The 24,389-nt window shown below is 64.9% G+C and carries 17 protein-coding genes, 2 tRNA genes and 1 pseudogene; 11 read left to right on the forward strand and 9 right to left on the reverse strand.

Translation table 11 applies throughout. The annotated features are described in order from the left end of the window. Positions 1-187: 187 nt before the first annotated feature. On the reverse strand, positions 188-4,216 hold the full coding sequence (locus AB688_RS21410) for a bifunctional nitrate reductase/sulfite reductase flavoprotein subunit alpha (RefSeq protein WP_063545823.1): 4,029 nt from the start codon (positions 4,214-4,216) through the stop codon (positions 188-190). 335 nt (positions 4,217-4,551) lie between these two features. Here AB688_RS21410 and AB688_RS21415 point away from each other — a divergent pair, with 335 nt between their 5' ends. The 4 genes from AB688_RS21415 (at position 4,552) to AB688_RS21430 (ending at position 8,965) form a co-directional block, all read left to right on the forward strand. Next, complete coding sequence (locus AB688_RS21415) at positions 4,552-4,755, forward strand: ParD-like family protein (protein WP_054890915.1); 204 nt, start codon at positions 4,552-4,554, stop codon at positions 4,753-4,755. Further along, positions 4,752-5,528, forward strand: coding sequence for a type I methionyl aminopeptidase (map, locus tag AB688_RS21420; protein WP_063545824.1), 777 nt, complete (start codon positions 4,752-4,754; stop codon positions 5,526-5,528). The genes AB688_RS21415 and map overlap by 4 nt, the downstream gene beginning before the upstream one ends. 69 nt (positions 5,529-5,597) lie before the next feature. Further along, positions 5,598-6,290, forward strand: a complete 693-nt coding sequence (locus tag AB688_RS21425) for a DUF1266 domain-containing protein (protein WP_063545825.1) — start codon at positions 5,598-5,600, stop codon at positions 6,288-6,290. Then, on the forward strand, positions 6,287-8,965 hold the full coding sequence (locus AB688_RS21430; protein ID WP_063545826.1) for a DUF805 domain-containing protein: 2,679 nt from the start codon (positions 6,287-6,289) through the stop codon (positions 8,963-8,965). Before AB688_RS21425 ends, AB688_RS21430 begins: the two co-directional genes overlap by 4 nt. Here the strand turns inward: AB688_RS21430 and AB688_RS21435 are convergent, their stop codons facing one another. Next, entirely contained in the window at positions 8,966-10,672 is a 1,707-nt protein-coding gene (locus tag AB688_RS21435; RefSeq protein WP_063545827.1) for a molecular chaperone HscC, read from the reverse strand. A 267-nt stretch (positions 10,673-10,939) separates the two neighbouring features. Here AB688_RS21435 and AB688_RS21440 point away from each other — a divergent pair, with 267 nt between their 5' ends. Continuing rightward, positions 10,940-11,320: a hypothetical protein gene (locus AB688_RS21440; RefSeq protein ID WP_054890920.1), complete on the forward strand. Its 381-nt coding sequence runs from the start codon at positions 10,940-10,942 to the stop codon at positions 11,318-11,320. Positions 11,321-11,451: 131 nt separating this feature from the next. Here the strand turns inward: AB688_RS21440 and AB688_RS21445 are convergent. Next, positions 11,452-11,528, reverse strand: a tRNA-Asp gene (locus tag AB688_RS21445). Positions 11,529-11,541: 13 nt separating this feature from the next. Further along, positions 11,542-11,617, reverse strand: a tRNA-Val gene (locus AB688_RS21450). Between the two features lie 185 nt (positions 11,618-11,802). Here AB688_RS21450 and rdgC point away from each other — a divergent pair. The 3 genes from rdgC to sugE all read left to right on the forward strand — a co-directional run bounded on the left by rdgC (position 11,803) and on the right by sugE (position 14,314). Further along, the gene (gene rdgC / locus AB688_RS21455) at positions 11,803-12,723 is read left to right on the forward strand and encodes a recombination-associated protein RdgC (protein WP_054890921.1); all 921 of its coding nucleotides are present in this window, start codon (positions 11,803-11,805) and stop codon (positions 12,721-12,723) included. Positions 12,724-12,831: 108 nt separating this feature from the next. Then, positions 12,832-13,797, forward strand: coding sequence for a bile acid:sodium symporter family protein (locus tag AB688_RS21460; protein ID WP_063545828.1), 966 nt, complete (start codon positions 12,832-12,834; stop codon positions 13,795-13,797). Positions 13,798-13,996: 199 nt separating this feature from the next. After that, positions 13,997-14,314: a quaternary ammonium compound efflux SMR transporter SugE gene (sugE, locus tag AB688_RS21465; protein WP_063545829.1), complete on the forward strand. Its 318-nt coding sequence runs from the start codon at positions 13,997-13,999 to the stop codon at positions 14,312-14,314. 15 nt (positions 14,315-14,329) lie between these two features. Here the strand turns inward: sugE and AB688_RS21470 are convergent, their stop codons facing one another. Next, complete coding sequence (locus tag AB688_RS21470; protein WP_063545830.1) at positions 14,330-16,204, reverse strand: MFS transporter; 1,875 nt, start codon at positions 16,202-16,204, stop codon at positions 14,330-14,332. Positions 16,205-16,472: 268 nt separating this feature from the next. On the opposite strand from AB688_RS21470, the pseudogene AB688_RS27580 reads away from it, so the two are divergent. Both AB688_RS27580 and AB688_RS27585 read left to right on the forward strand, forming a co-directional pair. After that, positions 16,473-17,489: pseudogene (locus AB688_RS27580) on the forward strand (methyl-accepting chemotaxis protein); the annotation flags it as partial. Between the two features lie 198 nt (positions 17,490-17,687). Further along, positions 17,688-18,392 (forward strand): methyl-accepting chemotaxis protein, encoded by a 705-nt coding sequence (locus AB688_RS27585; RefSeq protein ID WP_414156012.1) that lies wholly within the window; start codon positions 17,688-17,690, stop codon positions 18,390-18,392. Positions 18,393-18,649: 257 nt separating this feature from the next. Here AB688_RS27585 and AB688_RS21480 read toward each other — a convergent pair whose 3' ends face one another. The 4 genes from AB688_RS21480 to AB688_RS21495 all read right to left on the reverse strand — a co-directional run bounded on the left by AB688_RS21480 (position 18,650) and on the right by AB688_RS21495 (position 22,991). After that, positions 18,650-19,492, reverse strand: coding sequence for an amidohydrolase family protein (locus AB688_RS21480; RefSeq protein WP_419555250.1), 843 nt, complete (start codon positions 19,490-19,492; stop codon positions 18,650-18,652). A 16-nt stretch (positions 19,493-19,508) separates the two neighbouring features. After that, positions 19,509-20,783 carry an MFS transporter gene (locus AB688_RS21485; protein ID WP_054890927.1) on the reverse strand — a complete coding sequence of 425 codons (1,275 nt, stop codon included), beginning with the start codon at positions 20,781-20,783 and terminating at the stop codon, positions 19,509-19,511. Between the two features lie 128 nt (positions 20,784-20,911). After that, positions 20,912-21,643 carry a GntR family transcriptional regulator gene (locus AB688_RS21490; protein WP_063545833.1) on the reverse strand — a complete coding sequence of 244 codons (732 nt, stop codon included), beginning with the start codon at positions 21,641-21,643 and terminating at the stop codon, positions 20,912-20,914. 208 nt (positions 21,644-21,851) lie between these two features. Continuing rightward, a complete protein-coding gene (locus AB688_RS21495) occupies positions 21,852-22,991 on the reverse strand; it encodes a TDT family transporter (protein WP_063545834.1) in 1,140 nt (379 codons plus the stop codon). A 163-nt stretch (positions 22,992-23,154) separates the two neighbouring features. Here AB688_RS21495 and AB688_RS21500 point away from each other — a divergent pair, with 163 nt between their 5' ends. Beyond that, positions 23,155-24,339: an MFS transporter gene (locus AB688_RS21500; protein WP_063546859.1), complete on the forward strand. Its 1,185-nt coding sequence runs from the start codon at positions 23,155-23,157 to the stop codon at positions 24,337-24,339. The last annotated feature ends 50 nt before the right edge of the window (positions 24,340-24,389 follow it).

Genomic DNA, 24,389 nt, shown 5'->3' on the forward strand with positions numbered 1-24,389 from the left:
GGCTGTGTTGTAAATCGTTAAAAGCAGGGAGCGTGCCAAGGTGCAATCGGTGCTGGCGCTATCGCGGGACAAGCCCGCGCCAACAGGGGATGCAGCGTTGCGCGACCTGCAGGAGCGGGCCTGCCGCGCGAGAGCGCCGCACGCTGCACCGCCTCAAGCCGGTGCACCGCTCCCCATCCCGGTGCACTCAATACACATCGCGTCGATAGCGCTTGCTCTTGCTCAACCCCTCGACATAAACCGCCGCCGCCTCGGCGCTCATCCGCCCGTGCTCGGCCACGACCTGGCGCAGCGCGGCATCGACATCCTTGGCCATGCGCTGGGCATCGCCGCAGATGTAGAAGTACGCCCCCGCCTCCAGCCACTGCCACAGCTCGGCTCCCTGTTCGAGCATGCGCTGCTGCACGTACAGCTTCTCGGCCTGGTCACGCGAGAACGCCGTGCTCAGGCGCAGATGACCGCTGGCCTCCCAGGCCTGCAACTGCTCGCGGTAGTAGAAATCGAAGGCGGCATGCTGCTCACCGAAGAACAGCCAGTTGCCGCCGGTCGCACCGCGGGCTTCGCGTTCTTCGAGAAAAGCACGAAACGGCGCGATACCGGTGCCAGGACCAACCATGATGAGCGGTGTGGCATCGTCGTCCGGCAGTCGGAAATGCCGCGCAACCTGCGGGAAGATCGCCACCTCCAGCGCTTCGGCGCGGTCGGCGAGAAAGCTTGAGCTCACGCCCTTTCGCTGGCCATAGCGCACGGTTGAAACGGTCAGGTGCACCTGCTGTGGATGGGCCTTGGGGCTGGAGCTGATCGAGTACATGCGGGGCTGCAAGGGCTTGAGCAGAGTCAACCAGTGCTCCAGTGACAGTTGCGGCGCGAAGGCGGCGAGCACATCGGCCAACTGCCGCCCCCACAGCCAGTCCGTGAGTTCGGCCTTGTGCTCGGGCAGCAGCAACCGACGCAGTTCACCGGCCTGCGGCGCCTGGCTGAAGGCTGCAAGCTGTTGCGAAGTGACCCGGGCGATCTCCAGGTGCCGCTCCATCGCCTCGGCCAACGGCATCGCCGGCAAGTCGGGCAGTTGCACGCACGTCTGGCCATCGAGCCCCATCAGCTCGAGCAGCTCCTGGACCAGCGCCGAGCAGTTGCGCGGCCAGACACCCAGCGCGTCACCTGCCTCGTAGACCAGCCCGGTGCCTTGCAGGTCGAACACCACCTGGCGCGTTTCCTTGGTCGCTCCGGGCGCATTGAGCACACGGTTCTCGATAATGGGAGCCAGGCAGGGCTGCTGCCTGCCGAACACTGGCGCCGGCTTGGCTGTGACCTGCGCAGCGGCCGTCGGCCCCAGCAGCGGCAACAACGCCTGCAGCCATGTGGCGAACGATGGATCGAAATCCGGTTCGCAATCGACCCGATCGAGCAGACGTCGGCCGCCCAGCTCAGCCAGACGCTGGTCGAGCTTGCGGCCAAAGCCGCAGAACTGGTCGTAGCTGGAATCACCCAGCGCCAGCACGGCGAAGGGCAGTGCCGCACACTGTGCCCCCTCCTCGCCCTGCAACGCCTGCCAGAACGCCGAAGCGCAGTCAGGCGCATCGCCGTCGCCAAAGGTGCTGGTGATCAGCAGCACGCTGGCGGCGCCACGCAACTGGCTGGGGCTGACGGCATCCATGCAGCTCAGCTCGACGGCCAGGCCCGCTTCGCGCAGATGCGCCGCACAGCGCTCGGCCAGCGCCTCGCCATTGCCGGTCTGCGAGGCCCACAGCACCCGATGCCTGGCAACCTCGGCCATGGCGACCGGCGCCACCACCGGCTGGGCGAACAGGCCGGCGATCAAGCCATCGACGAACAAACGACTGGCGGGTGCGAGCGGCGCACCGGGCGGCAGGCTGGGCACCCCCGCTGTGCGCGCCTGCCCAAGGCCGAGCAGAAAGCCCTGCAGGTAACGACGCTCCTCGTCCGCCAGGACGGGGGCCGGCAGGCTGTCCAGGCCCAGCAGGCGAGACAGGGTGTCGGTGGGCATGGGGGCAGACTCCGTAGGGATCGCGCTGGGCAGCTCGAGTGCCTCGATGCGTTCGCCTGCAACCCGCTCCAGGGTCACGGCGCAATGCTTGAAGGCCGGTTGCAGGGAGGTTGGATCGACGGCATCGCAGGTCACGGCGTTGATCGCCAGTTGCTCGCCATACAGGTCGTTCCAGTGAAAAGGGGCAAAGCAGTTGCCGACCAGCACCCGCTCGCTGATGCGTGCCGGCAGCACGGCCTGGCCGCGGCGCGAGCGGATCGCCACCTGGTCCTTGTCGGCGATGCCCAGGCGTCGGGCGTCCTCGGGATTGATCTCGACGAAGGGGCCGGGCTCGAGCTTGTTCAGGCTCGGCACCTTGCCGGTCTTGGTCAGGGTGTGCCACTGGTGCTGCACGCGGCCGGTGTTGAGCACCAGCGGAAAGTCGGCATCCGGCAGCTCGGCCGGCGCCAGCCAGGGCCGGGCAAAGAATCGCGCCTTGCCATTGGGGGTAGGAAAGGCCAGCGCGGGCCGCTCGCCTTGAGCGTCGTGCAGCAGCGCCTGGCTGCTGCCGTCATTGAGGTAGCGCAGCGGGCTGCGGTCATCCACGCGCCCGGGCGCACTTGGCCACTGTCGCGGTTTGTCGCGTAGCTCGGCATAGCCGATGCCACGCAGGTCATAGCCGGTGGCGGGGTTCCAGAAACGGCGGATCTCGTCGTACACCGCTTCGGCATCGACATAGCTGAACGCCTCGGCATAGCCCATGGCACAGGCGATGCGGGCGATGATGCGCCAATCCTCAAGGCTTTCGCCGGGCGCTGCGACCGCACGCGGCATCAGGGTGAGGTTGCGCTCGCTGTTGATCATCACACCCTCGCCCTCGGCCCACAACGCGGCCGGCAGCAGGATATCGGCATGGCGGTTGGTCTCGGTGTCGAGGAAGGCGTCCTGGGCGATCACCAACTGCGCCTCGTGCAGGCCGTCGATCACCTGCTGGCGGTTGGCGACACTGGCCACCGGGTTGCTGCAGATGATCCAGCAGGCCTTCACTTGCCCGGCCTTCATCTGCTCGAACAGCGCCACCGTGCCTTCACCGCCTTCACTGCGCAGCGCGCCCGGCGCCAGGCCCCACTGCTGCTCGACGAACGCACGGTCGCCCGCCACCTGCGCCGAACGCTGGCCCGGCAGGCCCGGGCCCATGTAGCCCATCTCACGGCCGCCCATGGCGTTGGGCTGACCGGTCAGCGAGAACGGTCCGCTGCCAGGTCGGCAAATCGCGCCGGTGGCCAGGTGCAGGTTGCACAGCGCGTTGCCGTGCCAGGTGCCATGGATGCTCTGGTTGAGGCCCATGGTCCAGCAGCTCATCCACTCCGACGCCCCACCGATCCAGGCAGCCGCCTGACGGATATCGGCCTCGGCAAGGCCGGTCAGGGCCGCGACCCGTTCGGGGGTGTAGTCGGCGAGAAACGCAGGCATCTCGTCCCAGCCCTCGGTGTGGCGGGCGATGAAGTCGATGTCTGTATGGCCGTTCTCGTGCAACAGGTAGAGCAAACCGTTGAGCAGAGCCAGATCACTGCCCGGGCGCACCTGGAGGAACAGGTCGGCCTTGTCGGCGGTGGCACTGCGACGCGGGTCGACGACGATCAGCCGAGCCCCGGCCTTCACTCGGTCGAGCAGGCGCAGGAACAGGATCGGATGACAGTCGGCCATGTTGGCGCCAATGACGAAGAACACCTCGGCACGCTCGAAATCCTGGTAGCTGCCCGGGGGGCCGTCGGCGCCCAGCGACTGCTTGTAGCCGCTGCCGGCACTGGCCATGCACAACCGCGAGTTGGATTCGATATGGCGGGTGCGGATAAAGCCCTTGGCCAGCTTGTTGGCCAGGTATTGAGCCTCCAGCGACATCTGCCCGGACACATAGAGCGCCACGGCATCCGGCCCGTGCTCGTCGATGATCGCGCGCAGGCGCGCGGCCGATTGCGCAATGGCGTCGTCCATGCCGGTGCGTACCGGCTGCTGGCTGCGCTGCTGGCGCACGAAGGCGTGCTCCATGCGTCCGGCAGCGGACAACGGCAGATGTGCGGTGAGGCCCTTGGTGCACAGGCGTCCGAAGTTGCTCGGATGCTGTTTGTCACCGCTGATCTTGACCACCTTGTCCTCGGCCACGGTCATGACAATGCCGCACCCGACCCCGCAATACGGGCAAACGCTGCGCACCTCGCTGCTGCTCATGGGTGGTCTCCCTGAAAACGCAAAAGGCGCCGGCTACCCGGCTTGCAGGGCAAGCGGGATAACACGGCGCCTTTGTCGTGAAGATGTAGGGCCCCTCGGCGTTGAGGGGTCCGGATGCAGCTGAATCAGCAATTTGCGGGCCAGTTGCGCAATGGCGGTGGTCTTGGCGCGGGCAACCCGCACCCACAGGCCTGCGCAGCCCGGAGGACGTGTCGCCCCGCGAAAACATCGACGCGATATCCGCCCCGTCTTGATACCCCCGCGCACCAGAAGATGACACGACGCCCAACCGACTATATGATTCGTATACGCTTCATATACCAGGAAGACTCCCCATGGGTATCGTCAAGATCTGCGACGACCTCCACGAAGACCTGCGCATCGCCAGCGCCGCGATGTCGCGCTCGATCAACGCTCAGGCCGAACACTGGATCCGCATCGGCATGCTCGCCGAACTGCACCCCCAGGCCACCTACCAGGAACTGCTGCGTCAACTGCTGCGCCAGGAACAAGCGAATCTCAAGGAGCTGCTGCAATGAGCGAGGTGATACTCAAGAACCCCGAGCAACTGGCATTGATGCGCAGAGCCGGGCAGTTGCTGGCACAGGTGTTCGCCGACCTCGACGGTTTCATCCGCGCCGGGGTGACCACGATGCAGATCAACGACCGCGCCGAAGCCTTCATCGTCGAGACGCTCAAGGCGCGCCCGGCGAGCAAGGGCCAGTACGGCTTCCCCTATTCGCTGAACACCTCGGTGGACCAGGTCGTCTGCCACGGCATGCCCAAGGTTGACGAGGTGCTGCAGGAAGGCTCGATCATCAACGTCGACATCACCCTGGAACAGGGCGGCTATATCGCCGACTCTTCGAAGATGTACCGCATCGGCGCAATCAGCGAGGATGCCCGGCGCCTGGTCGACACCACCTACGAGGCGCTGTGGAAAGGCATCGAACAGGTGCGCCCCGGCGCCACCCTGGGCGATATCGGCCATGCCATCCAGCAGTTCGCCGAGGCGGCGGGCTACAGCGTGGTACGCGAGTACTGCGGCCACGGCATCGGCCGGCAGATGCACGAAGCGCCGCAGGTGCTGCACTACGGCCAGCGCGGCATGGGCCTGAAACTCAAGCCCGGGATGGTGTTCACCATCGAACCGATGATCAACCAGGGCGCCCGCGGCACGCGCACGCTGAAAGATGGCTGGACGGTGATCACCCGCGATGGCGGGCTGTCGGCGCAGTGGGAGCACACCGTCGCGGTGACCGAGCAGGGCTATGAAGTGCTGACGCTGCGAGCGGAAGAAGGCCGGCGTTGAGGCCTGCGTAGACGGCCCCCTTGCTGCCTCTCTACAATCGCGCCACACCCCTCGCCCCGGACACTCTTCATGGACGAATCCGCACAGCATTGGCTGCATGCCCTCTCCGCCCCGATGGCCGCACTCAACGGTGCCAGCTACACCGCCGCCGAATACTTCGAAGGCGAAGACCAGACCGACCTGGAAAGCGGCTGGGGCATCAGCACCCGTGCCCAGTTGCTCGACGTGCTCGGCATGGCCGACAACGGTCACGCCAGCGAGATGAGCAACGCCTACTGGCAGTTCCAGCGCTGCCTGCCAAGCCAGTGGCAGGCACTGCTCGCTACGCTGACACCACGTGACCAGGTCAAGTACAACTACGCCGCCCGCACCTTTCCCGACTGCGGCCCGGGCGGAACCCGCGCCTGGGACATCGGACGCATGAGCTTTCTGCTGCGCGCCGGGGTGAAAAAGGGCCATATCAGCCGCGACGAAAGCCTCTACCTGCACTATCGCCTGGCCTTGCGCGCTCGCCATTACTACAACCGCTGGGACAGCTACATCGCCGGGTACCTGTTCGGCAAGGCGCTGTGGAATGTCTCCGACAGCAGCGACGAAACGTTCGCCGCCAACCTGGAGCGTCAGGGTAACGAACACTGGAATCGCTGCATTGCTCTGAACCTGAGGATCGGCGCCAACGCGCTGCTCGCCGACCTGCCCTGGGAACTGCCGTTGCCTGAGCCGGAACGCCCGGCATCACTGGAAGAGGACTGCTGGTCATGAGTTGCTGGATTCGCCTGGGCATCGAGCCGACCCAAGACCTCGACACCATCCGCCAGGCCTACCGCGGCCGCCTGCCGACGCACCATCCGGAAACCGACCCCGAAGGCTTCCAGGCCCTGCGCGCCGCCTACGAGGAAGCACAGCGCCTGGCCCGCGAACACGCCGAAACCGGCGCGGCGTCCGAGCAGCAAGCAGCCGACGGACAGAGCGAAGCGTCCACCAGCGAAGCCTTCGAGGCGTTCCATGCACTGCTCGAAGACTCCACTCGCCGTTACGAACCCCAAGCCTGGCAGAACTACATCGCCCAGCTCGACGAACTGCCCCTGGAGCAACTGGAAGACCTCAGCTGGCGACTGCTGCACAACCTGCGCAACTGCGGACCGATCTCGTACCAGTGCGCACGCCTGCTGGCCCAGCGCATGGGCTGGGCCGAGCAGTTGCTGCGCCTGGCGCCGGAGGATGCCCAGGAGATAGAGGCCTTCCTGCAGCGCATCGAGGAACCCGATCCCTTCGACACCCGCCTGATGCAAAGCTGGTCCCCCGCCGCGCAACTGGAAACCCTTTGGTACTTCCGCAGCCTCGGCTACTACCATCAGGAGCGCCCGCTGTTCGAGTACGCACAGTTCGCCGGGTGCCACACCTGCGTGGCGTTCCCCGACGACGAGCATCTGGTTCAGCGTCTGACCGAACAGTTCAGCCAGGTCGGCATCGGCAGCCTCACCCTGCATGCACGCCTGCAGCTCCAGCACCAGCAGGCGCCGGACGATGTCGACCTGCTGTTCTTGCTGGCCCGCCAGGCCGACGCCCTGGGCGCCGAGCAGCAAGCCCTGGACTGCTGGCTACGGCTGTGGCGCGAACACCGCCACCCGCAGGCCGAACGCTGGCTGCTCGACCTCTGCGCGCGCTACCAGCCGCAACGCCTGCCACTGCTGATCCAGGCCCTCGACCAGCAGAGCACGCCCGACACCTGGCCCGCCGACCTGGCCGATCCGGCACAGGTCCTGGGCAGCCCGGCACAGTCGCCGCAGACACTGGCGCGCTGGTCCGAAGCCTCGCGCCTGGGCCTTGAGGGTATCGCCGCCACCTACATCGACTGGCGCCTGGACGGCGACGACGAACTGCCGCTGCTCGCCTGGCTGCTGCCCAACCAGGACGATCGCGAATTGCACCGCCGCTACTGGCAGGCCTGGGCCCTGCAACGCGGCGAAGCCGGCTTGCTGCGCACCATTGTCGATGAGCGCCTGGGCAACGACCCGCTCGATGCCTTGATCCTCGAAGGCTTCCAGCGCCAGGCGGCGCAGCAACTGCATTGGCTCGAACACTCACCGGTGGCGCGTGCACTGGTGGAGTACTGCGCACGTGACGAGGGGCCGGTGGAACTGCCAGAGGCGCTCAAGTCCGACGCACTGCACCCGGCCTGCCGCGAGTGGCTGCGGCGCATGCGGGTTTATTCGCCACGAGCGCTGGGCGAGCTGAACGAGCATTTCGACATGCGCCGCATGTTCACCGTGCCATTCGGCCTGGTGCTGATGGAGGAACTGGCACTGAACGGCATCGAGCTGCCGCCGATGGTCGAGGGCGAAGCACTGTGGAACTGGCATCGCCAGCAGTTGTTCATGCTGGCCACGGCGCAACAGCCGCAACGCTGGCTGGACCTGGCGCCACCGCAACTGGCCGCCCAGCTCACCTACCCGAGCGACCATCCGTTCGCCCCCCTGCACAAGGTACTGATCGCCCGTCAGGCTCAGTTCAACGAACACAATGCCCTGCTCGGCTGGATGGACGACCGCGACCCGCTGCAGGCCCTGGTCGCCAGCCGCCTGCACACACTGGGTTACGTATTCGGCAGCACTCGCCTGCCCAGCGCGGTACGTCTGCTCGAATGCCTGGAAGAAGACGTCGGTACCCTCGACGGCCACCCACTGGGCTACATGCTGCTATGCGCAGTGCTATACCACGACCCAGAGCTCGATGCTCAACAGCGCGCCCGCTTGCGCGATCGCCTCGAGGCGATGAACAACGACAGCCCCTGGTTCGCCCCGCTGCGCGATGGCCTGATCGCCGGCAAGGTCAAACGTCCGCCGCGCCAAGCGGTAGAGCAGGAAGAGAAGGTCGACGGCAAGCTGCTCAACGAGATCCTCGATGCCTTCAATCACCTGGTCAAATCCGCATCCCCGCCAGGCACCCGCAGCCTGATGCGCCTGCAGAAAGCCAAGGATGACCCGGACCAGGACACCGGCCTGCGCTGCGCCAGCATGGCGATACTGGCTCGCGCCGAACGCTTGCTGATGGCCCGTGTCAGCCAGACGCCGGTACCCTCCTGGGCATTCTGGCGCCTGGACAGCCGCCTCAATCGCAGCGACCTCATCGCCCACGTGATCGTGATGCTGCTGGCGGGCACGGCGCTGACCACCGCGACCAAGAGCCCGATGCTCTGGACCCTTGTCGTGTTGCTGCTGTTGACATCCTTCCTGCGGCGCTTGCGCGACTTGGGCCAGGGCGTCTGGGCACTGGTGGGGTTGTTGGCCGTCAGCCGCCTGCTGCCATTCGCACCGCTGCTTCTGGTGGGGCTACCCGGCGACAAGCTGGCCAACCGCTATGGCCCTTCACCGGACGACCCCGACCAGTTGCAACTGGGCCTGCAAGTGGCCCTGCGGCGCCTGAACCATCCCTGATCAGTAGCGCAGCTCGTCCAGCGCCTGGCTCAACTGCTGGCGCTGGCGACTGATCTCGGTGGCCTGCTGGCCAGCGAGCACGGCATTGAAGGCGTCCAGCCAACTGCCGATGAGGTCGCGCTCATCGCCCAGGCTCTGCATCCAGGCGCGCTCCAGGCGGGCCAGCAGGGTGCGATTGGGCAAGGCGTCGCGCGGGTGGATCTTCAATCTCGCCAGACGCTCGTGGCTGGCCTGGCGGGCGTCGCTGTCCAGCCCGGTCGGGCTGCGGTCGATGCTGTGGCTGTGCTTGTGCCCGGTTTCGAGGAACGTCACGTCCACTTCGAGCAGGCCATTGATGTCGTAGCTGAAGCGCACATCCAGCGACTGCACCTGGCCGGTCGGCTGCAACGGAATCTCGAAACTGTCGACCAGAATGTTGTCGCGCACCCAGGGCCGCTCCCCCTGGTACACGGCGATGCGCACCACTTTCTGCTCCGGATGGCTGCTGTAGAAGCGCTGCACACGCGAGGTGGGGATCACCGTGTTGCGCTCGATGATCGGGGTAAAGGCCCCGGACACGTCCTCGCCACGGGACGAGGCGACCCCCAGGGTGTAAGGACAGACATCGGTCAGGATCAACTCGTCGATCGCCGAATCCCGCGCCTTGCAGGCTGCCTGGCTGGCGGCGCCAAGAGCGACGATGGTGTCCGGATCGAGGTGGCGGTACGGCAGGCGGCCGAACAGCTTGGCCACCAGTTGCTGGATCTGCGGCATGCGCGTGGCCCCACCGACCAGCACCAGGCTGTCCAGTTCGCGCGGGCTCAGGCGCGCATCACGCAGGGCCTGCTCGATGGGGGTCCGTACCCGTGCCAGCAACGGCGCCCAGATCGACTGCAGCCGGGCCTGATCAAGCACCCATTCGCGGGCCTGGCCATCACCGCTCCAGTGCAGGGTGCGACTGCCCTCGCCCACCTCGCGTTTCAGCTGCTCGATCGCATCATGCAGGCTCGACAGCGCCTGGGGCTCCAGGGTTTCGGCACTGAGGTTCCAGTCACGCAGGCAGGCATTGAGCAAGGCCTCGGTGAAGTCCTCGCCCCCCAGATAGTTGTCACCGGTTGAGGCATGCACCTCGATCAGCGGCAAGGCGTATTCCAGCACAGTGACGTCGAAGGTCCCGCCGCCCAGGTCGAACACCAGGGTGCGCTCGAACTTCTGCTCGTGCAGCCCGTAGGCCATGGCGGCCGCGGTCGGCTCGTTGATCAGGCGCTGCACCTTCAGCCCCGCCAGCTCCGCAGCGAAGACCGTGCGCTTGCGCTGCTCGTCGCTGAAATAGGCCGGCACCGAAATCACCGCTTCACTGACCGGGCACCCCAGATACGCCTCGGCATCCTGCTTCAACGCGCCCAGCACCAGAGCCGAGAGTTCTTCCGGGGTGAAGCGGTGCTCGCCGAGCTCGAAGCGCTTGTCACTGCCCATGAAGCGCTTGAAGGCCGCAGCGGTGCGGTGGGGGTGGGTGGTCAGGCGGGCGCGGGCGGCGCTGCCCACCAGGATGCTGCCGTCGTCGTCGACGCTGACCACCGACGGCGTCAGCACCTCGCCCACGGCGTTGGCGATCAGCTGCGCCTTGCCGTCCTGCCAGACTGCGATAAGGCTGTTGGTGGTCCCCAGGTCGATACCCAGCAGTGGGGTCGACGGCGTGGGCGTTGGAGAGGTGCTGGCATCCTGCATGGTCGGTCTCTGCTTGCAAGGTAGAGCCGGCGCGCGGCCTGCTGGCTGCATCCGGCGTGTAGGGGGATTCTGACGCAATGAGCCAGCGAGTTGAAGGCGTAGATGCGAACCCGGCGTGCCTGCTGACCCAGGGCGGCACCAGGGACGGAAAAAATATTCATCGAACACGGGAATAGAAGCTGACACCGGGGCGTTGTCCCTGCATGGCCGATGCATAAGGCCATCATTCCCCCGATCGGATTCGGATAACCGCCAGAGGTATCTCTCATGTTGAAGAAAAGCGCACTCGTTCTTTCATTGGCTCTGACCTGCGTGTCTGGCCTGGCCTTGGCTGATGCCCCCGCGAAGGTCGGCGACAGCGCCCTGGGCAAGGTCCTGGTCGACAGCAAAGGCCTGACCCTCTACACCTTCACCAAGGACAGCGCTGGCAAGTCGGCGTGCAACGGTCAATGTGCGCAGAACTGGCCGCCGCTGGCCGCCGGCCCCTACGCCAAGGCCGCCGATGGCTACAGCGTGATTACCCGCGACGATGGCAGCAAGCAGTGGGCTTACAAAGACCAGCCGCTGTACGGCTGGGTCAAGGACCAGAAGCCGGGCGATACCACCGGCGAAGGGGTCGGCCAGGTCTGGCACGTGGCCAAACCCTGAAGCTGAAACACCACGGGGGTGTCGATGGACAGCCCCCGTGGTGTTTGCGCAAGCCAGAAACAAAAAAAGCGACCCTAAGGTCGCTTTCTTTGTGGCTTCCGGGTGTTCAGTGGGCCCTGGAAGCTGGAATATGGCGCAGCGGACGGGACTCGAACCCGCGACCCCCGGCGTGACAGGCCGGTATTCTAACCGACTGAACTACCGCTGCGCTATACATCGAGTGGTGGGTGATGACGGGATCGAACCGCCGACCCTCTGCTTGTAAGGCAGATGCTCTCCCGGCTGAGCTAATCACCCTTCGTCTCGGTGTGGCGCGCATTCTACGGAGGACCCTGTACCCTGGCAAGCACTTTTTTCAAATTTTTTATCTGATCTTTCAAAGACCTATGAATAAGTCACTGCTGGCCCTCTGACAGGGTTGGCCTGCAACCACTGCTCGGAGAATAATGCCCGCCTTATGCATTAAGGAGAGATTCCCCCTCATGTGGTTCAAGAACCTGCTGACCTACCGCCTGACCCAGGATGTCCCGTTCGAGCCTGAAGCGCTGGAGACCGCCTTGGCCAGCAAGCCGGCCCGCCCCTGCGCCAGCCAGGAGCTGACCACCTACGGCTTCGTCGCTCCGTTCGGCAAGGGCGAAGACGCTCCCCTGGTACACGTCAGCGGTGAATTCCTGTTGATTGCCGCACGCAAGGAAGAACGCATCCTGCCCAGCAGCGTGGTCAACGATGCGGTCAAGGAGAAGGTCGAAGAGATCGAGACCGAGCAGATGCGCAAGGTCTACAAGAAGGAACGCGACCAGATCAAGGACGAGATCATCCAGGCCTTCCTGCCGCGTGCTTTCATCCGCCGCTCGATGATCTTCGCTGCCATCGCCCCGCGCCAGGGCCTGATCCTGGTCAACTCGGCCAGCGCCAAGCGCGCCGAAGACCTGCTCTCCACGCTACGTGAAGTCATGGGTTCGCTGCCGGTGCGCCCGGCCACCGTGAAGATCGCCCCGACCGCGACCATGACCGACTGGGTCAAGTCGCAGCAGCCTGCCGAAGGCTTCTATCCACTGGACGAATGCGAGCTGCGCGACACCGCCGAAGACGGTGGCATCGTGCGCTGCAAGCGCCAGGACCTGGCCAGCGAGGAAATCCAGTTGCACCTGAGCACCGGCAAGCTGGTCACGCAACTGGCCCTGGCCTGGCAAGACAAACTGTCGTTCGTGCTCGACGACAAGATGGTGATCAAGCGCCTGAAGTTCGAGGAACTGCTGCAGGAGCAGGCCGAGCAGGATGGTGGCGACGAAGCCGCGCAACAGTTCGACGCCAGCTTCCTGTTGATGATGATGACCCTCAACGAATTCCTGCCGGTGCTGTTCGAAGCCCTGGGTGGGGAAGAGATTCCGCAGGGGGTCTGATTCAGGTTGAAAGGCCGGTGCTGGGTGGTTGTGTGGTCGCCAGCACCGACTTGTCCCGCGAAAGGGCCAGTGAATTTCACAAAGCTATAAATAGAAAAGGAATCCCCCATGCGCGCCCTCGCCGCCTTCAGCCGTTTCGTCGGCAACACCTTCGCCCTCTGGGTGCTGGTGTTCGCCTGTCTGGCCTTCCTGCAACCGCAATGGTTCATCGCCCTGAAGGTAGCCATCGTGCCACTGCTGGGGCTGGTGATGTTCGGCATGGGCCTTACGCTCAAGCTCGACGACTTCGCCGCCCTCGCCCGTCAACCCTGGCGCGTGGCGCTGGGAGTGGTGGCGCATTTCGTGATCATGCCGGGCGTTGCCTGGCTGCTGTGCCAACTGTTTCACCTGCCACCGGAAATCGCCGTGGGCGTGATCCTGGTCGGCTGCTGCCCGAGCGGCACCGCCTCGAACGTGATGGTCTGGCTGTCGAAGGGCGATCTGGCACTGGCCGTGGCCATCGCCGCAGTGACCACCCTGCTCGCGCCCTTGCTGACCCCGGCGCTGATCTGGTTCCTGGCCTCGGCCTGGCTGCCGGTCTCGTTCATGGACATGTTCTGGTCGATCCTGCAGTTGGTGATGCTGCCGATCGTGCTCGGCGTGCTGGCGCAGAAGCTGCTCGGTGCGCGGGTGCAACTGGCGGTGCAGGTGCTGCCACTGGTGTCGGTGGTGAGCATCGTGATGATCGTCTGCGCGGTGGTCGCGGCCAGCCAGGCGAAGATCGCCGAGTCCGGCCTGCTGATCATGGCGGTGGTGATCCTGCACAACAGCTTCGGCTTCCTGCTGGGCTATCTGACCGGCAAGCTGTGCAAGCTGCCCCTGGCCCAGCGCAAGTCGCTGGCGCTGGAGGTGGGGATGCAGAACTCAGGCTTGGGCGCGGCCCTGGCAGCGGCGCATTTCTCACCGCTGGCGGCGGTGCCCAGCGCGCTGTTCAGCGTCTGGCACAACATCTCCGGGGCCTTGCTCTCGACCTGGTTCAGGCGCATGGAAGAGCCCCGCGGTGCCGGGGAGGAACAGGCGCAGGTCGGGCACTGAGCGGGCGGGCCTCTTCGCGGGCAAGCCCGCTCCCAAACGCAAGACAGCTAGCGGGCTTGCCCGCGAAGAGGCCCGGACAGGCACCACTTGCTTGTCACCCGGCAGATGTGCAATATAGTGCGCACTGTGAGGACGACCTCACGACGCAAGGCGTGACCAATCCGGGGACGGCCCCATCTTTCAACGATGGAGAATCATCATGTCCTGGATCATCCTGTTCTTCGCCGGCCTGTTCGAAGTCGGCTGGGCTATCGGCCTCAAATACACCGATGGCTTCACTCGCCCACTCCCCACTGCACTGACCGTCGCCGCCATGGCCGTGAGCCTGGGCCTGCTAGGCCTGGCCATGAAGGAATTGCCGCTGGGCACTGCCTACGCCATCTGGACCGGCGTCGGCGCAGTCGGCACGGTAATCGCCGGCATCATCCTGTTCGGCGAATCCATGGCATTGGTGCGCCTGATCAGCGTTGCGCTGATCGTCGCCGGCCTGATCGGCCTGAAGGTCAGCGCCAGCTGACCTTCCACCCTCCCCTCAACGCAAGTCGCCGCGCAAGGCACTGACCTCCTCGCGCAGCGCTTCAGGCTGGGCCGCCTCCACCGGGATGGCGGCACCCGCCACCAGGGTCACCCGCGACCACAATCGACGCAGGAAGCCCTTGGCCGGATCACGGCTGAAGAAACTCCCCCACAACCCCTGCAAGGCCAGCGGAATCACCGGCACCGGCGTCTCCTGGAGAATCCGGCTGACGCCACCCTTGAACACATCGATCTCACCATCGGCGGTCAGCTTGCCTTCCGGGAAGATGCACACCACCTCACCGGCCCGCAGGTACTCGGCAATGCGCGCAAAGGCCCGCTCGTACGTCGCCTCGTCCTCGCTGCGCCCGGCAATCGGAATGGCCCCGGCAGTGCGGAACACGAAGTTGAGCACCGGCAGGTTGTAGATCTTGTAGTACATGACGAAACGGATCGGTCGACGGATCGCACCGCCGATCAGCAGCGCATCGACGAACGACACATGGTTGCACACCAACAGCGCCGGCCCCTCGTCAGGGATACGATCGAGGTCGCGGTGCTCGACGCGGTACATCGAATGGCTGAGCAACCAGATCAGGAAGCGCATGGTGAATTCAGGAACAATGCGGAAGATGTAGGCGTTGACCGCAATGTTGAGCAGCGACACCACCAGGAACAGCTGCGGGATGCTGAGGTCGGCCAGGCTCAAGAGGACGATGGTGACGATCGCCGAGACCACCATGAACAGGGCATTGAGGATGTTGTTCGCGGCGATCACCCGGGCGCGCTGGTCTTCAGGCGTACGCGCCTGGATCAGGGCGTAGAGCGGCACGATGTAGAAACCGCCGAACACACCAAGCCCGACGATCGAGACCATGATCCACCAGGCCTGGCTCATGCCCAACAGGCTCAGCCAATCGTGCGGCGCAGCAGCGGCCGGCACGTCACCCGAATGCCACCAGCAGAGCAGACCGAACAGGGTCAGGCCGAAAGAGCCGAACGGCACAAGGCCGATCTCCACCTTGCGCCCACTCAGGCGTTCGCACAGCAGCGAACCGACGGCAATGCCCACCGAGAACAGCGTCAGCACCAGCGTGACCACGGTCTCGTCGCCGTGCAGCCAGTCCTTGGCATAGGCCGGGATCTGCGTGAGGTAGATCGCCCCGACGAACCAGAACCACGAGTTGCCGACGATCGAGCGCGACACCGCCGGGGTTTGCCCCAGGCCCAGGCGCAGGGTGGCCCAGGACTGCTTGAAGATATTCCAATCCAGCTTCATCTGCGGCGCCACCGCCGCCGCCCGCGGGATCCAGCGGCTGGCCAGGTAGCCGAGCACCGCAGTGCCGACGATGCCTCCAGCCACCACCGTGGCGTAGTTGCCCGAGGACATCATCACCCCGGCACCGATGGTGCCGGCCAGGATCGCCAGGAAGGTGCCCATTTCCACCAGCCCGTTGCCGCCGACCAGTTCGTCTTCGCGCAAGGCCTGAGGCAGGATCGAGTACTTCACCGGCCCGAACAGCGCCGAATGAGTGCCCATGGCAAACAATGTCAGCAGCATCAGTTCCAGGTGATCACTGAGAAAGCCCACCGCGCCGATCAACATGATCACCACTTCAGCCAGCTTGATCGCACGGATCAACGCATCCTTGGCGAACTTCTCGCCAAACTGCCCGGCCAGCGCCGAGAACAGGAAGAACGGCAGGATGAACAGCAGCGCGCAGAGGTTGACCCAGATCGACCGGTCGCCCTCCAGGCTCAGCTTGTAGAGGATCGCCAGGATCAGCGACTGCTTGAACAGGTTGTCGTTGAAGGCACCCAGCGACTGGGTGATGAAGAACGGCAGGAAGCGCCGCTTGCCGAGCAAGGTGAATTGCGAGGAATGACTCATCGTCCTTGTTCCTGAGAGGGCGTTGTCAATTGGAGGTCCGCTCATCGCGAGAAGCCACAAATCTGCACGCGATTGCCCACCCCTGGCAACAGGCCTGCGAAGCGCATCACGCCGACGAACCAATTAATGGCTATATGCCATTATTTTTTCTGCAACCCCTTTTCAGAATGTTGCAAGGCTGCCGATAATTCATATAGATGACTACATCCGATAACAGGATCAGCCTTCGGCTCTCCTCCAACGCACAAGAAAAGGAGCACAGCAGCAGATGTTCACCTGGTTCGGCGATCTGAAGATCGCACACAAACTCGGCCTCGGTTTTGGCCTGGTCCTCCTGCTGACCCTGACCCAGTCGCTGATCGGCTGGGACGCCCTGGGCAGCCTGGTGCGGCGCAGCGAAGTGGTCAGCGACGTCTCCGCACTCAACGATGCCCTGGGCGATCTGCGCGAGGCGCGCTTGCGCCACGCCATGTCCAATGGTGACGAAGAACAAGGCAAGGCGTTGCAGCAGGCACTGGCGGCCTTCCAGGCCCCCCTGGCGAAACTCCACGGCATCCTGCGCAACGCGACCAACCTGCAGACCCTCGACAAGGCCGAGCAGGCCCTGCAGGCCTACGCGCGCAACCAGGAACAGAGCCTGCAGTCTTACCGCACCATGCGCGCGGCGCAAAAGGAGATGGGTGGGCTTGCCACCCAGTCGTTCGCCACGATCGACAGCATCCGCAAGCAGGTCCGCGCGTTGCCCGATGCCGAACAGCGCTACGTGCGCAGCGAAGCGATCAATCAGATCCGCGAGAACCTGATCCTGCTGCGCTACCAGGTGCGTGGCTACACCGGCAACACCAACACCGACACCGAGCAGGCGATGAATGCACAGATCACCACCACGGTGAACGACCTGCCAGCCCTGACCGCGGTATTCAATGGCCAGTTCGCCGAACAATTCCGCCAACTGAACGAACAGGTGCGCGCCTACGCCGCCGCCGTCGAGGCCTTCCGCGGCGAAACCCGCAAACTGATGGACTACCGCGCCAACATGGGCAATGACGTCGCGACCCTCACCACCCTGATCGGCCAATTGCTCGACAGCCAGGCAGTGGCCGTGGTCAATGACAGTCAGTTCGCCAAGACGCTGCAGTTCGCCACCACCGCCCTCGCCCTGCTGCTCGGTGCCCTGCTGGCGATACTGATCGCCCGGCAGATCAGCCAGCCGCTGCAACGGGTGCTGCGCGCCATGGAGCAGGTGGCCGACGGCAACCTGGGCGAACAACCCAGCAGCAATCGCCGCGATGAACTCGGCCAGTTGCAGAACAGCCTGCATGGCATGACTGCCAAGCTGCGCCAGCTGATCGGCGGCGTGCGCGACGGCATCTCGCAGATTGCCAGTGCCACCGAAGAGCTCTCGGCGATCACCGCGCAAACCAGCGCCGGCGCCAGCAGCCAGCGCCAGGAGACCGACCAGGTCGCTACTGCGATGCAGGAAATGGCCGCCACCGTGCAGGAAGTCGCGCGCAATGCCGGCGAAGCCTCGGTGGCCGCCAGCGCCACCGATCTCGAGGCTCGCGAAGGCGACAGTGTGGTCACCCGCGCCGTGACCCAGATCGGCCGCCTGGCCAGCCAGGTCGACGCCACCAATGAGGCGATGGACGCCCTGCGCAACGAAAGCCAACGCATCGGCAAGGTGATGGACGTGATCAAGGCCGTGGCCGAGCAGACCAACCTGCTGGCGCTCAACGCCGCCATCGAGGCCGCCCGCGCTGGCGAGGCCGGTCGTGGCTTTGCCGTGGTCGCCGACGAGGTACGCAGCCTGGCCCAGCGCACCCAGGCCTCGACCGAAGAAATCGAATCGGCGATCAGCAGCCTGGAGCAAGGCACGCGCTCGGTCAGCGACCTGATGGAAGAAAGCCAGAGCCTGACCGAAAGCAGCGTGGCACTGGTACGCGAGGCCGGCGTTGCGCTGGAGGGCATCACTCAGCGGGTGTCGGGCATCCAGTTGATGAACCAGCAGATCGCCGCCGCCTCCGAGCAGCAGAGCGCCGTGGCCGAGGAGATCAGCCGCAGCGTGGTGACGGTGAGGGACATTTCCGAGCAGACCGCCGAGGCCAGTGAGCAGACCTCGGTGTCCAGCGTCGAACTGGCACGGCTGGGTGGGCATTTGCAGCAGATGATCAGCCGGTTCCAACTCTGACAGCCCGAGCTCCCCTTGTAGGAGCGGGCTTGCCCGCGAAAAGCACACCGCGGTGCATGGGTGTTCGCGAGCAAATCGCAGCGCCCCCGCTCCTACCCGACACCGCGCGCTACTTGCAGGAGCAACTGTCCTGCTCAAAATCGAAAGACCAGCCCAATCCCTGTAGGAGCGGGCTGGTCCCGCGAACACCGGCGTAGCCGGTGCCATGCATCACGGTATTCCTTTCACGGGCAAGTCGGAGCGACGAACCTCCGCTCCTACGCGAACCCGAACAACCCCCGCGCCGTGTCCACCAACAGCGCCCGACGCAGCGACGCCGAGCAGCCCAGGGCATCGAACTGCTCGACCACCGCGGTAAAGCTCATCACCGATTCATGCTGGGTATGCGGCCAGTCGCTGCCCCACATCAACCGGTCCGCGCCATAGTGCGCCTCCAGGGCGCACAGGGCCTGGCGGGCGAAATCCAGGTTCTGCCCAGGCGCGCCGCCCAATCGATAGATCCCCGATACCTTCACCCATACCTTGCCCTGCCCGCCGAGGGTCAGCAGCTCGGCAAATCCCGGCTGCCCCAACCCCAGGCGCGCATCCGGCCTGCCGAAGTGATCGATCACGATATCCACACCATAGGGCTGCAAGGCACGCACCAGTGCCGGTACATCGGCTACCTGTCGATGCAGCTCGACATGCCAGCCCAGATCGCCGATCAGCTCCAGCAGTGGCCGCCAACCGGCGTCGCGCAGATCAGGCAGGGCCTGCCCCATCAGATTCAGGCGCACACCGCGTACACCGAGGCACGCCATCTGCTCAAGGGTGTCGCGCGCAACGCCAGGCTCGAGCATCACCACACCGCGCAATTGCCTGGGCGCGGTTTGCAACGCCGCCAGCAGGTAGCTGTTGTCGGTGCCGAGAAAGCTCGGCTGCACCAATACGCCATGGCTGAAACCGTGCCCGGCCAGCTGGGCGAGGTAGTCGCCCAGCGGCGCATCGTAGGTGGGTGCGTAACGGCGCTCCGCTGCCAGGTTCAGCCCACGGCTGAACACGTGGGCGTGGCTGTCGATCGCAGTGAACGGGGATACAGGGGTTTGCGGCATGATGCTCATTCGTGAAGATTGAAGGTTACTTGGCGACCACACCCGCAACCTGCGGCGAGACCGGAGCCTCGAGGTTGCGACCGCGGGTTTCCGGCAGACACAGTGCGGCGATCACCGCCACGCCGTAGGCGATGCCGGCATCGATGCCGATGGCGGCCCCCAGCGACATGGATTCGCTCATGTGACCGACCAGGAACGGGAACACGGCCGACAGCACCCGGCCGAAGTTGTAGCAGAAGCCCACCCCGGCACCGCGCACATCAGCCGGGTACAGCTCGTTGAAGAACGCCCCCAGACTCGCGGGAATGCCGGCGGCGAAGAAGCCCAGCGGGAAGCCGAGGAACAACATCTGCGTATTGCTCAGCGGGAAGAACACATAGGCCTGCACCGTCAGCACGCAGCACAGGGCGAACAACAGGATGTTCTTGCGCCGACCAATGCGGTCGATGAGCAGGCCACTGACCACGCAACCACACCAGAAGGCGAAGATGATCACCGCCAGGTAGCCGCCGGAGTTGAGCACCGAGAGGTTGCGCTCGGTCTTGAGGAAGGTCGGCAGCCAGGTCATCACCGCGTGGTAACCACCATGGGCACCCAAACCCAGCAGTCCGCCCAGCAGGGTCACGCGCAGCAGTTCAGGACGGAAGATGCCGGCCATGGACTTGGTGAAGCTGACGGGAATGGCCTTTTCCTTCTGCAGGCGCTGGAAGCTGTCCGGCTCGGGTACGTTGCGCCGCACCCAGATGATCAGCAGCGACGGCAGCAGGCCGACGAAGAACATCACCCGCCAGGCGAACTCCTGCGGCACCAGCGAATAGATCAGCGCAAACAGCCCCACCGCCAGGCCCCAGCCCACGGCCCAGGCGCTCTGCACCGTACCCATGACCTTGCCGCGGTATTTCGGGTTGATGGTCTCGGCCATCAGCACCGCGCCTGCGGCCCACTCGCCACCAATGCCGAAGCCCTGCATGGCCTTGACGAACAGCAGCGGGTAGAAGCCGGTGACGAAGGCCGACAGGAAGGTGAAGAAGGAGAACCAGAGGATCATCCATTGCAGGGTACGCACCCGGCCGTAACGGTCGGACAACGTACCGCCAAGCCAGCCACCGATCGCCGAGGTGACCAGCGTCAGGCCACTGATCAGCCCAGCATCGCCCTTGGTCAGGGAAAACGCGGCGATCAGCGCCGGGATGGCCAGGCCAAACATCTGCACTTCAAGGGCGTCGAGCGACCAGCCACCAAAGCAGGCCCAGAACGTCTTGCGTTCGCGCGAGGTGATTTCGCGATACCAACTGAACATGATTTCTTATCCTTCTATGTCGTGTGTGCGAGGTCAGGGGCAGCCGGACGCACGCCGGCCAGGCAGGCAGAACCACGGCACCGTGCTGGCACGGCGCCGGAAGTCACAACGGGGCGTGAAACGCCCGGTCAGCGAATATCGATGCGGTAGCGGAAGTGCTCGGCATGGCCGCGCGAACGGCGCCATTCCAACGGTTTGCCGGCGTAGTCACGGGCCAGACGCTCGATCACCACCACCGGGCTGCCCTCCGGCATCTGCAGCAGGCGCGCGTGAACGGCATCGACCGACTCGGCCGTGAGGGTCTCCTCGGCATAGGCCACCACCTGACCGCACAGCTCTTCGTAGATCGGGTAGAGCAGCGGGCCCTTGCGGTCCAGCTCGACCTCAAGCAGTGGCTGGAACGTCTGCCGTGGCAGCCAGATTTCCTCGGCCAACACCGGCTGGGCACCGAGCAGACGCAGGCGCACGATGTGAATGACGTCGGCTTCCGGCGCCAAGCCCAGGGCACTGGCAACCGCCGAGGGCGCCGGGACTGGCTCGATGGACAGGATGCGGCTCTCGGGCACGACACGTTCGCCGTTGGCCGACTCGAAGCGGAAGAAGCGGAACAGCGAGGATTGAAACTGCGGCCGACGAATGAAGGTGCCGCGGCCTTGCTGGCGCTCCAGCACGCCCTCGGTCACCAGCACATCGACGGCCTTGCGTACGGTGCCGACCGACATGTCGAACTCGCTGGCCAGGGCCGCTTCGGTGGGAATGGCCTCACCGGGGCGCCAGCGGTTGTTGGCGATCTGCTCGACCATATGGTCGCGCAGCTGTTGGTAGCGGGGCAGACGCGCATCACCGGGCAGTGTGTTCATGGGGCCTGTCTCTCGTCTTGTTATATAAACATATATATGAATTTTTCCGAGAGTATTCCTGCTGCCCTGAACGCTGTCAATCCTCCGCCTATCGGCTTGAAAGCCACGGTGGCTTCTTCGCGGGTAAACCGCTCCCACAGGTACGCAGCGTTCTCAAGCACTGCCAGGTAACCGGGGAGCGCGACCACCCACTAAAAGGTCAGCACATTCAACGATTTGCGATACAGGGCGAGGTGAACAGCTCACCACGCCAAGCGCCTTTGAGTGTGCGGCTCGCCACCACCAGCCAGAGCAGCGCCAGCATCACCACCAGCACCTGCCCGAACACCGTGAAGAAACCCAGGCCCAGCCAGGCCGCCAGCTTCAAGGTGGCGAGGCTGTACACCCCCAGCGGGAAGGTGAAACCCCACCAGCCCAGATTGAACGGCATGCCCTGGCGCATGTAGCGCAGGGTGATCAGTACCGCGGTCAGCAGCCACCACAGGCCGGCTCCCCACAACACCATCCCGGCCACCAGCCCCAACCCGCGTGCCACTTCACCCAGGTTCCCCAGGCCATTGGCCGCGAACACCGCGGGCGCGTCGCCACCCAGCAGCAGCATGCCCAGCGCCCCGGTGCCGATCGGGCCCAACGCCAGCCAGCTGGATGCGGCCATGTTGGCCGGCGGCAGCTTGTGCAGCGCCATGCGCAGCATGAGGATGGTCAGGATACTGAACGCCACCGGCAGCGACACCGCCCACAGCACGTAGCTGGTCACCACCACCAGGAACTGCGTATGGACATCCGCCAGGTGCGGCGCCAGCAGGCCACCGCTGGCCGCCGCCACCTCGGCCGCCACCACCGGCAGCAACCACACTGCAGTCATCTGGTCGATGCTGTGCTCCTGGCGGGTGAACATCAGATAAGGGATTGCCACGCCACACAGCAATGCCAGCGCCACGTCACCCCACCAGAGCGCCTCGACCCAAGGCACCACGCCGTCGCCCCAGCGCTCGAGGCCAAACACCAGCGCGCCATTGAGGATGGTCGCCAGGCCCATGGGGATGGTGCCGAAGAACATCGAGACCGTGGAGTGGGCGAAGATCCGCCGTGCCTCGTCGAAGAACAGCAGCCAGCGCGCGCCGTACAGGACGCAGAACAAGATGAACAGGCCGACGGTCAGCCACCACAACCCCTCTGCCGCGCCGTGCAGAGCCGGAATCTCCAACTGTCGCAAGGCCAGGGCCAGAACGCCGGTGCCCATGGTCGCGGCAAACCAGTTCGGGGTGAACTGACGGATCACTTCCAGCGGGCGGGCCAACTGGTGGAAGGGCCGCAAGGACGCAGCGCGGGTCTGTGGGCAGGTCATGGCAAAGATTCCTCGTGTAAGGTGGAATCATCTTATGCCCGCAAAGAATATCCATATAACGGTTATTTTCTCTATCTGTTATCTATTTTGCAGATATAGCGCAAGCCAGAGCCGGTGGCTTATGCTTGCTGCCTGCGACAACTCCAACAACAAGGACGTGGCAATGCTCGCCGCACTGAAACGCTATCCCTCCGCTGTCCGCCTGCTGCTGCTCACCACCTTCGTGCTGACCCTGGCGCGCGCGATCACCCTGCCCTATCTGGTCGTCTATCTGTCGGACAGCTTCCAGATGTCGGTCAGCCATATCGGCCTGCTGATCGGCGGGGCACTGATCGTCGCCTCGTTGCTGAGCCTGTATGGCGGACATCTGGTCGACACGCTGCGCAACCATACGGTGATCATCGTCGCAACCCTGGTGTTCACGCTGTCGTTCGCCGTCGCCATGTTGAGCCCCTCGGTGGCGCTGTTCTTCCTGTGCCTGGTGCTGATCAACCTCGCCCTGGCGGTGGTCGACATCGCCAGCAAGGCCGGATTCTGCGCCCTGCTGCCGGTGGAGGAGCGCGCCGAGGTGTTCGCCATCAAGTACACCCTCAGCAACATCGGCTATGCCGTCGGCCCGCTGCTGGGGGTGGCGCTGATCGAGCTCGATGGCCATCTGCCGTTCCTGGTCTCGGCGCTGATCGGCCTGCTCATGTGCCTGGTCTACCAGCGTCTGGGCGATCGGCAGTTACGCCCCAGCGAGCCGCAACTGCCCGGCGCCGGCTTCATGCAAGTGGCTATCGGGCTGGCGCGTGACCGTCGCCTGGTGTGCTTCACCCTGGGCGGCGCCCTCAGTGCAGTGGTGTTCGGCCAGTTCACCGCCTACCTGTCGCAATACCTGGTGGTGACGGCCCACGCCAGCGAAGCGGCGCGGTTGGTCGGGGTGCTGGTGACGACCAACGCCGTGACGGTGATCGCCCTGCAATACCTGATCGGCAGACGCATCAGCCGCCAGTACCTGATGCCCTGGCTGATGGCCGGGATGGCACTGTTCGTCGCCGGGCTGCTGGGCTTCTCGCTGGCAGGCTCGGTGCTGGGCTGGTGCCTGGCAATGCTGGTGTTCACCCTCGGCGAGATCATCGTGATCCCGGCGGAGTACATGTTCATCGACCTGATCGCACCGGAGCATCTGCGCGGCGTCTACTATGGCGCGCAGAACCTCTCCAACCTCGGCGCGGCACTGGGGCCGGTACTGGTCGGGTTTGCCCTGGGGTATGTAGTGCCGGTGGCGGTGTTCTACCTGCTGGTGCTGTCGGTGCTGCTGGCGGCATTGTTCTATTACCTGGGGACGCGAGGGGCGAAGATCTAGAGCCCCCCTGCGACCACCTGCCACTGCGACCATCGTCTGCGCTGACGAAC

It is taken from the genome of Pseudomonas putida (assembly GCF_001636055.1).
Lineage (GTDB): Bacteria > Pseudomonadota > Gammaproteobacteria > Pseudomonadales > Pseudomonadaceae > Aquipseudomonas > Aquipseudomonas machongensis.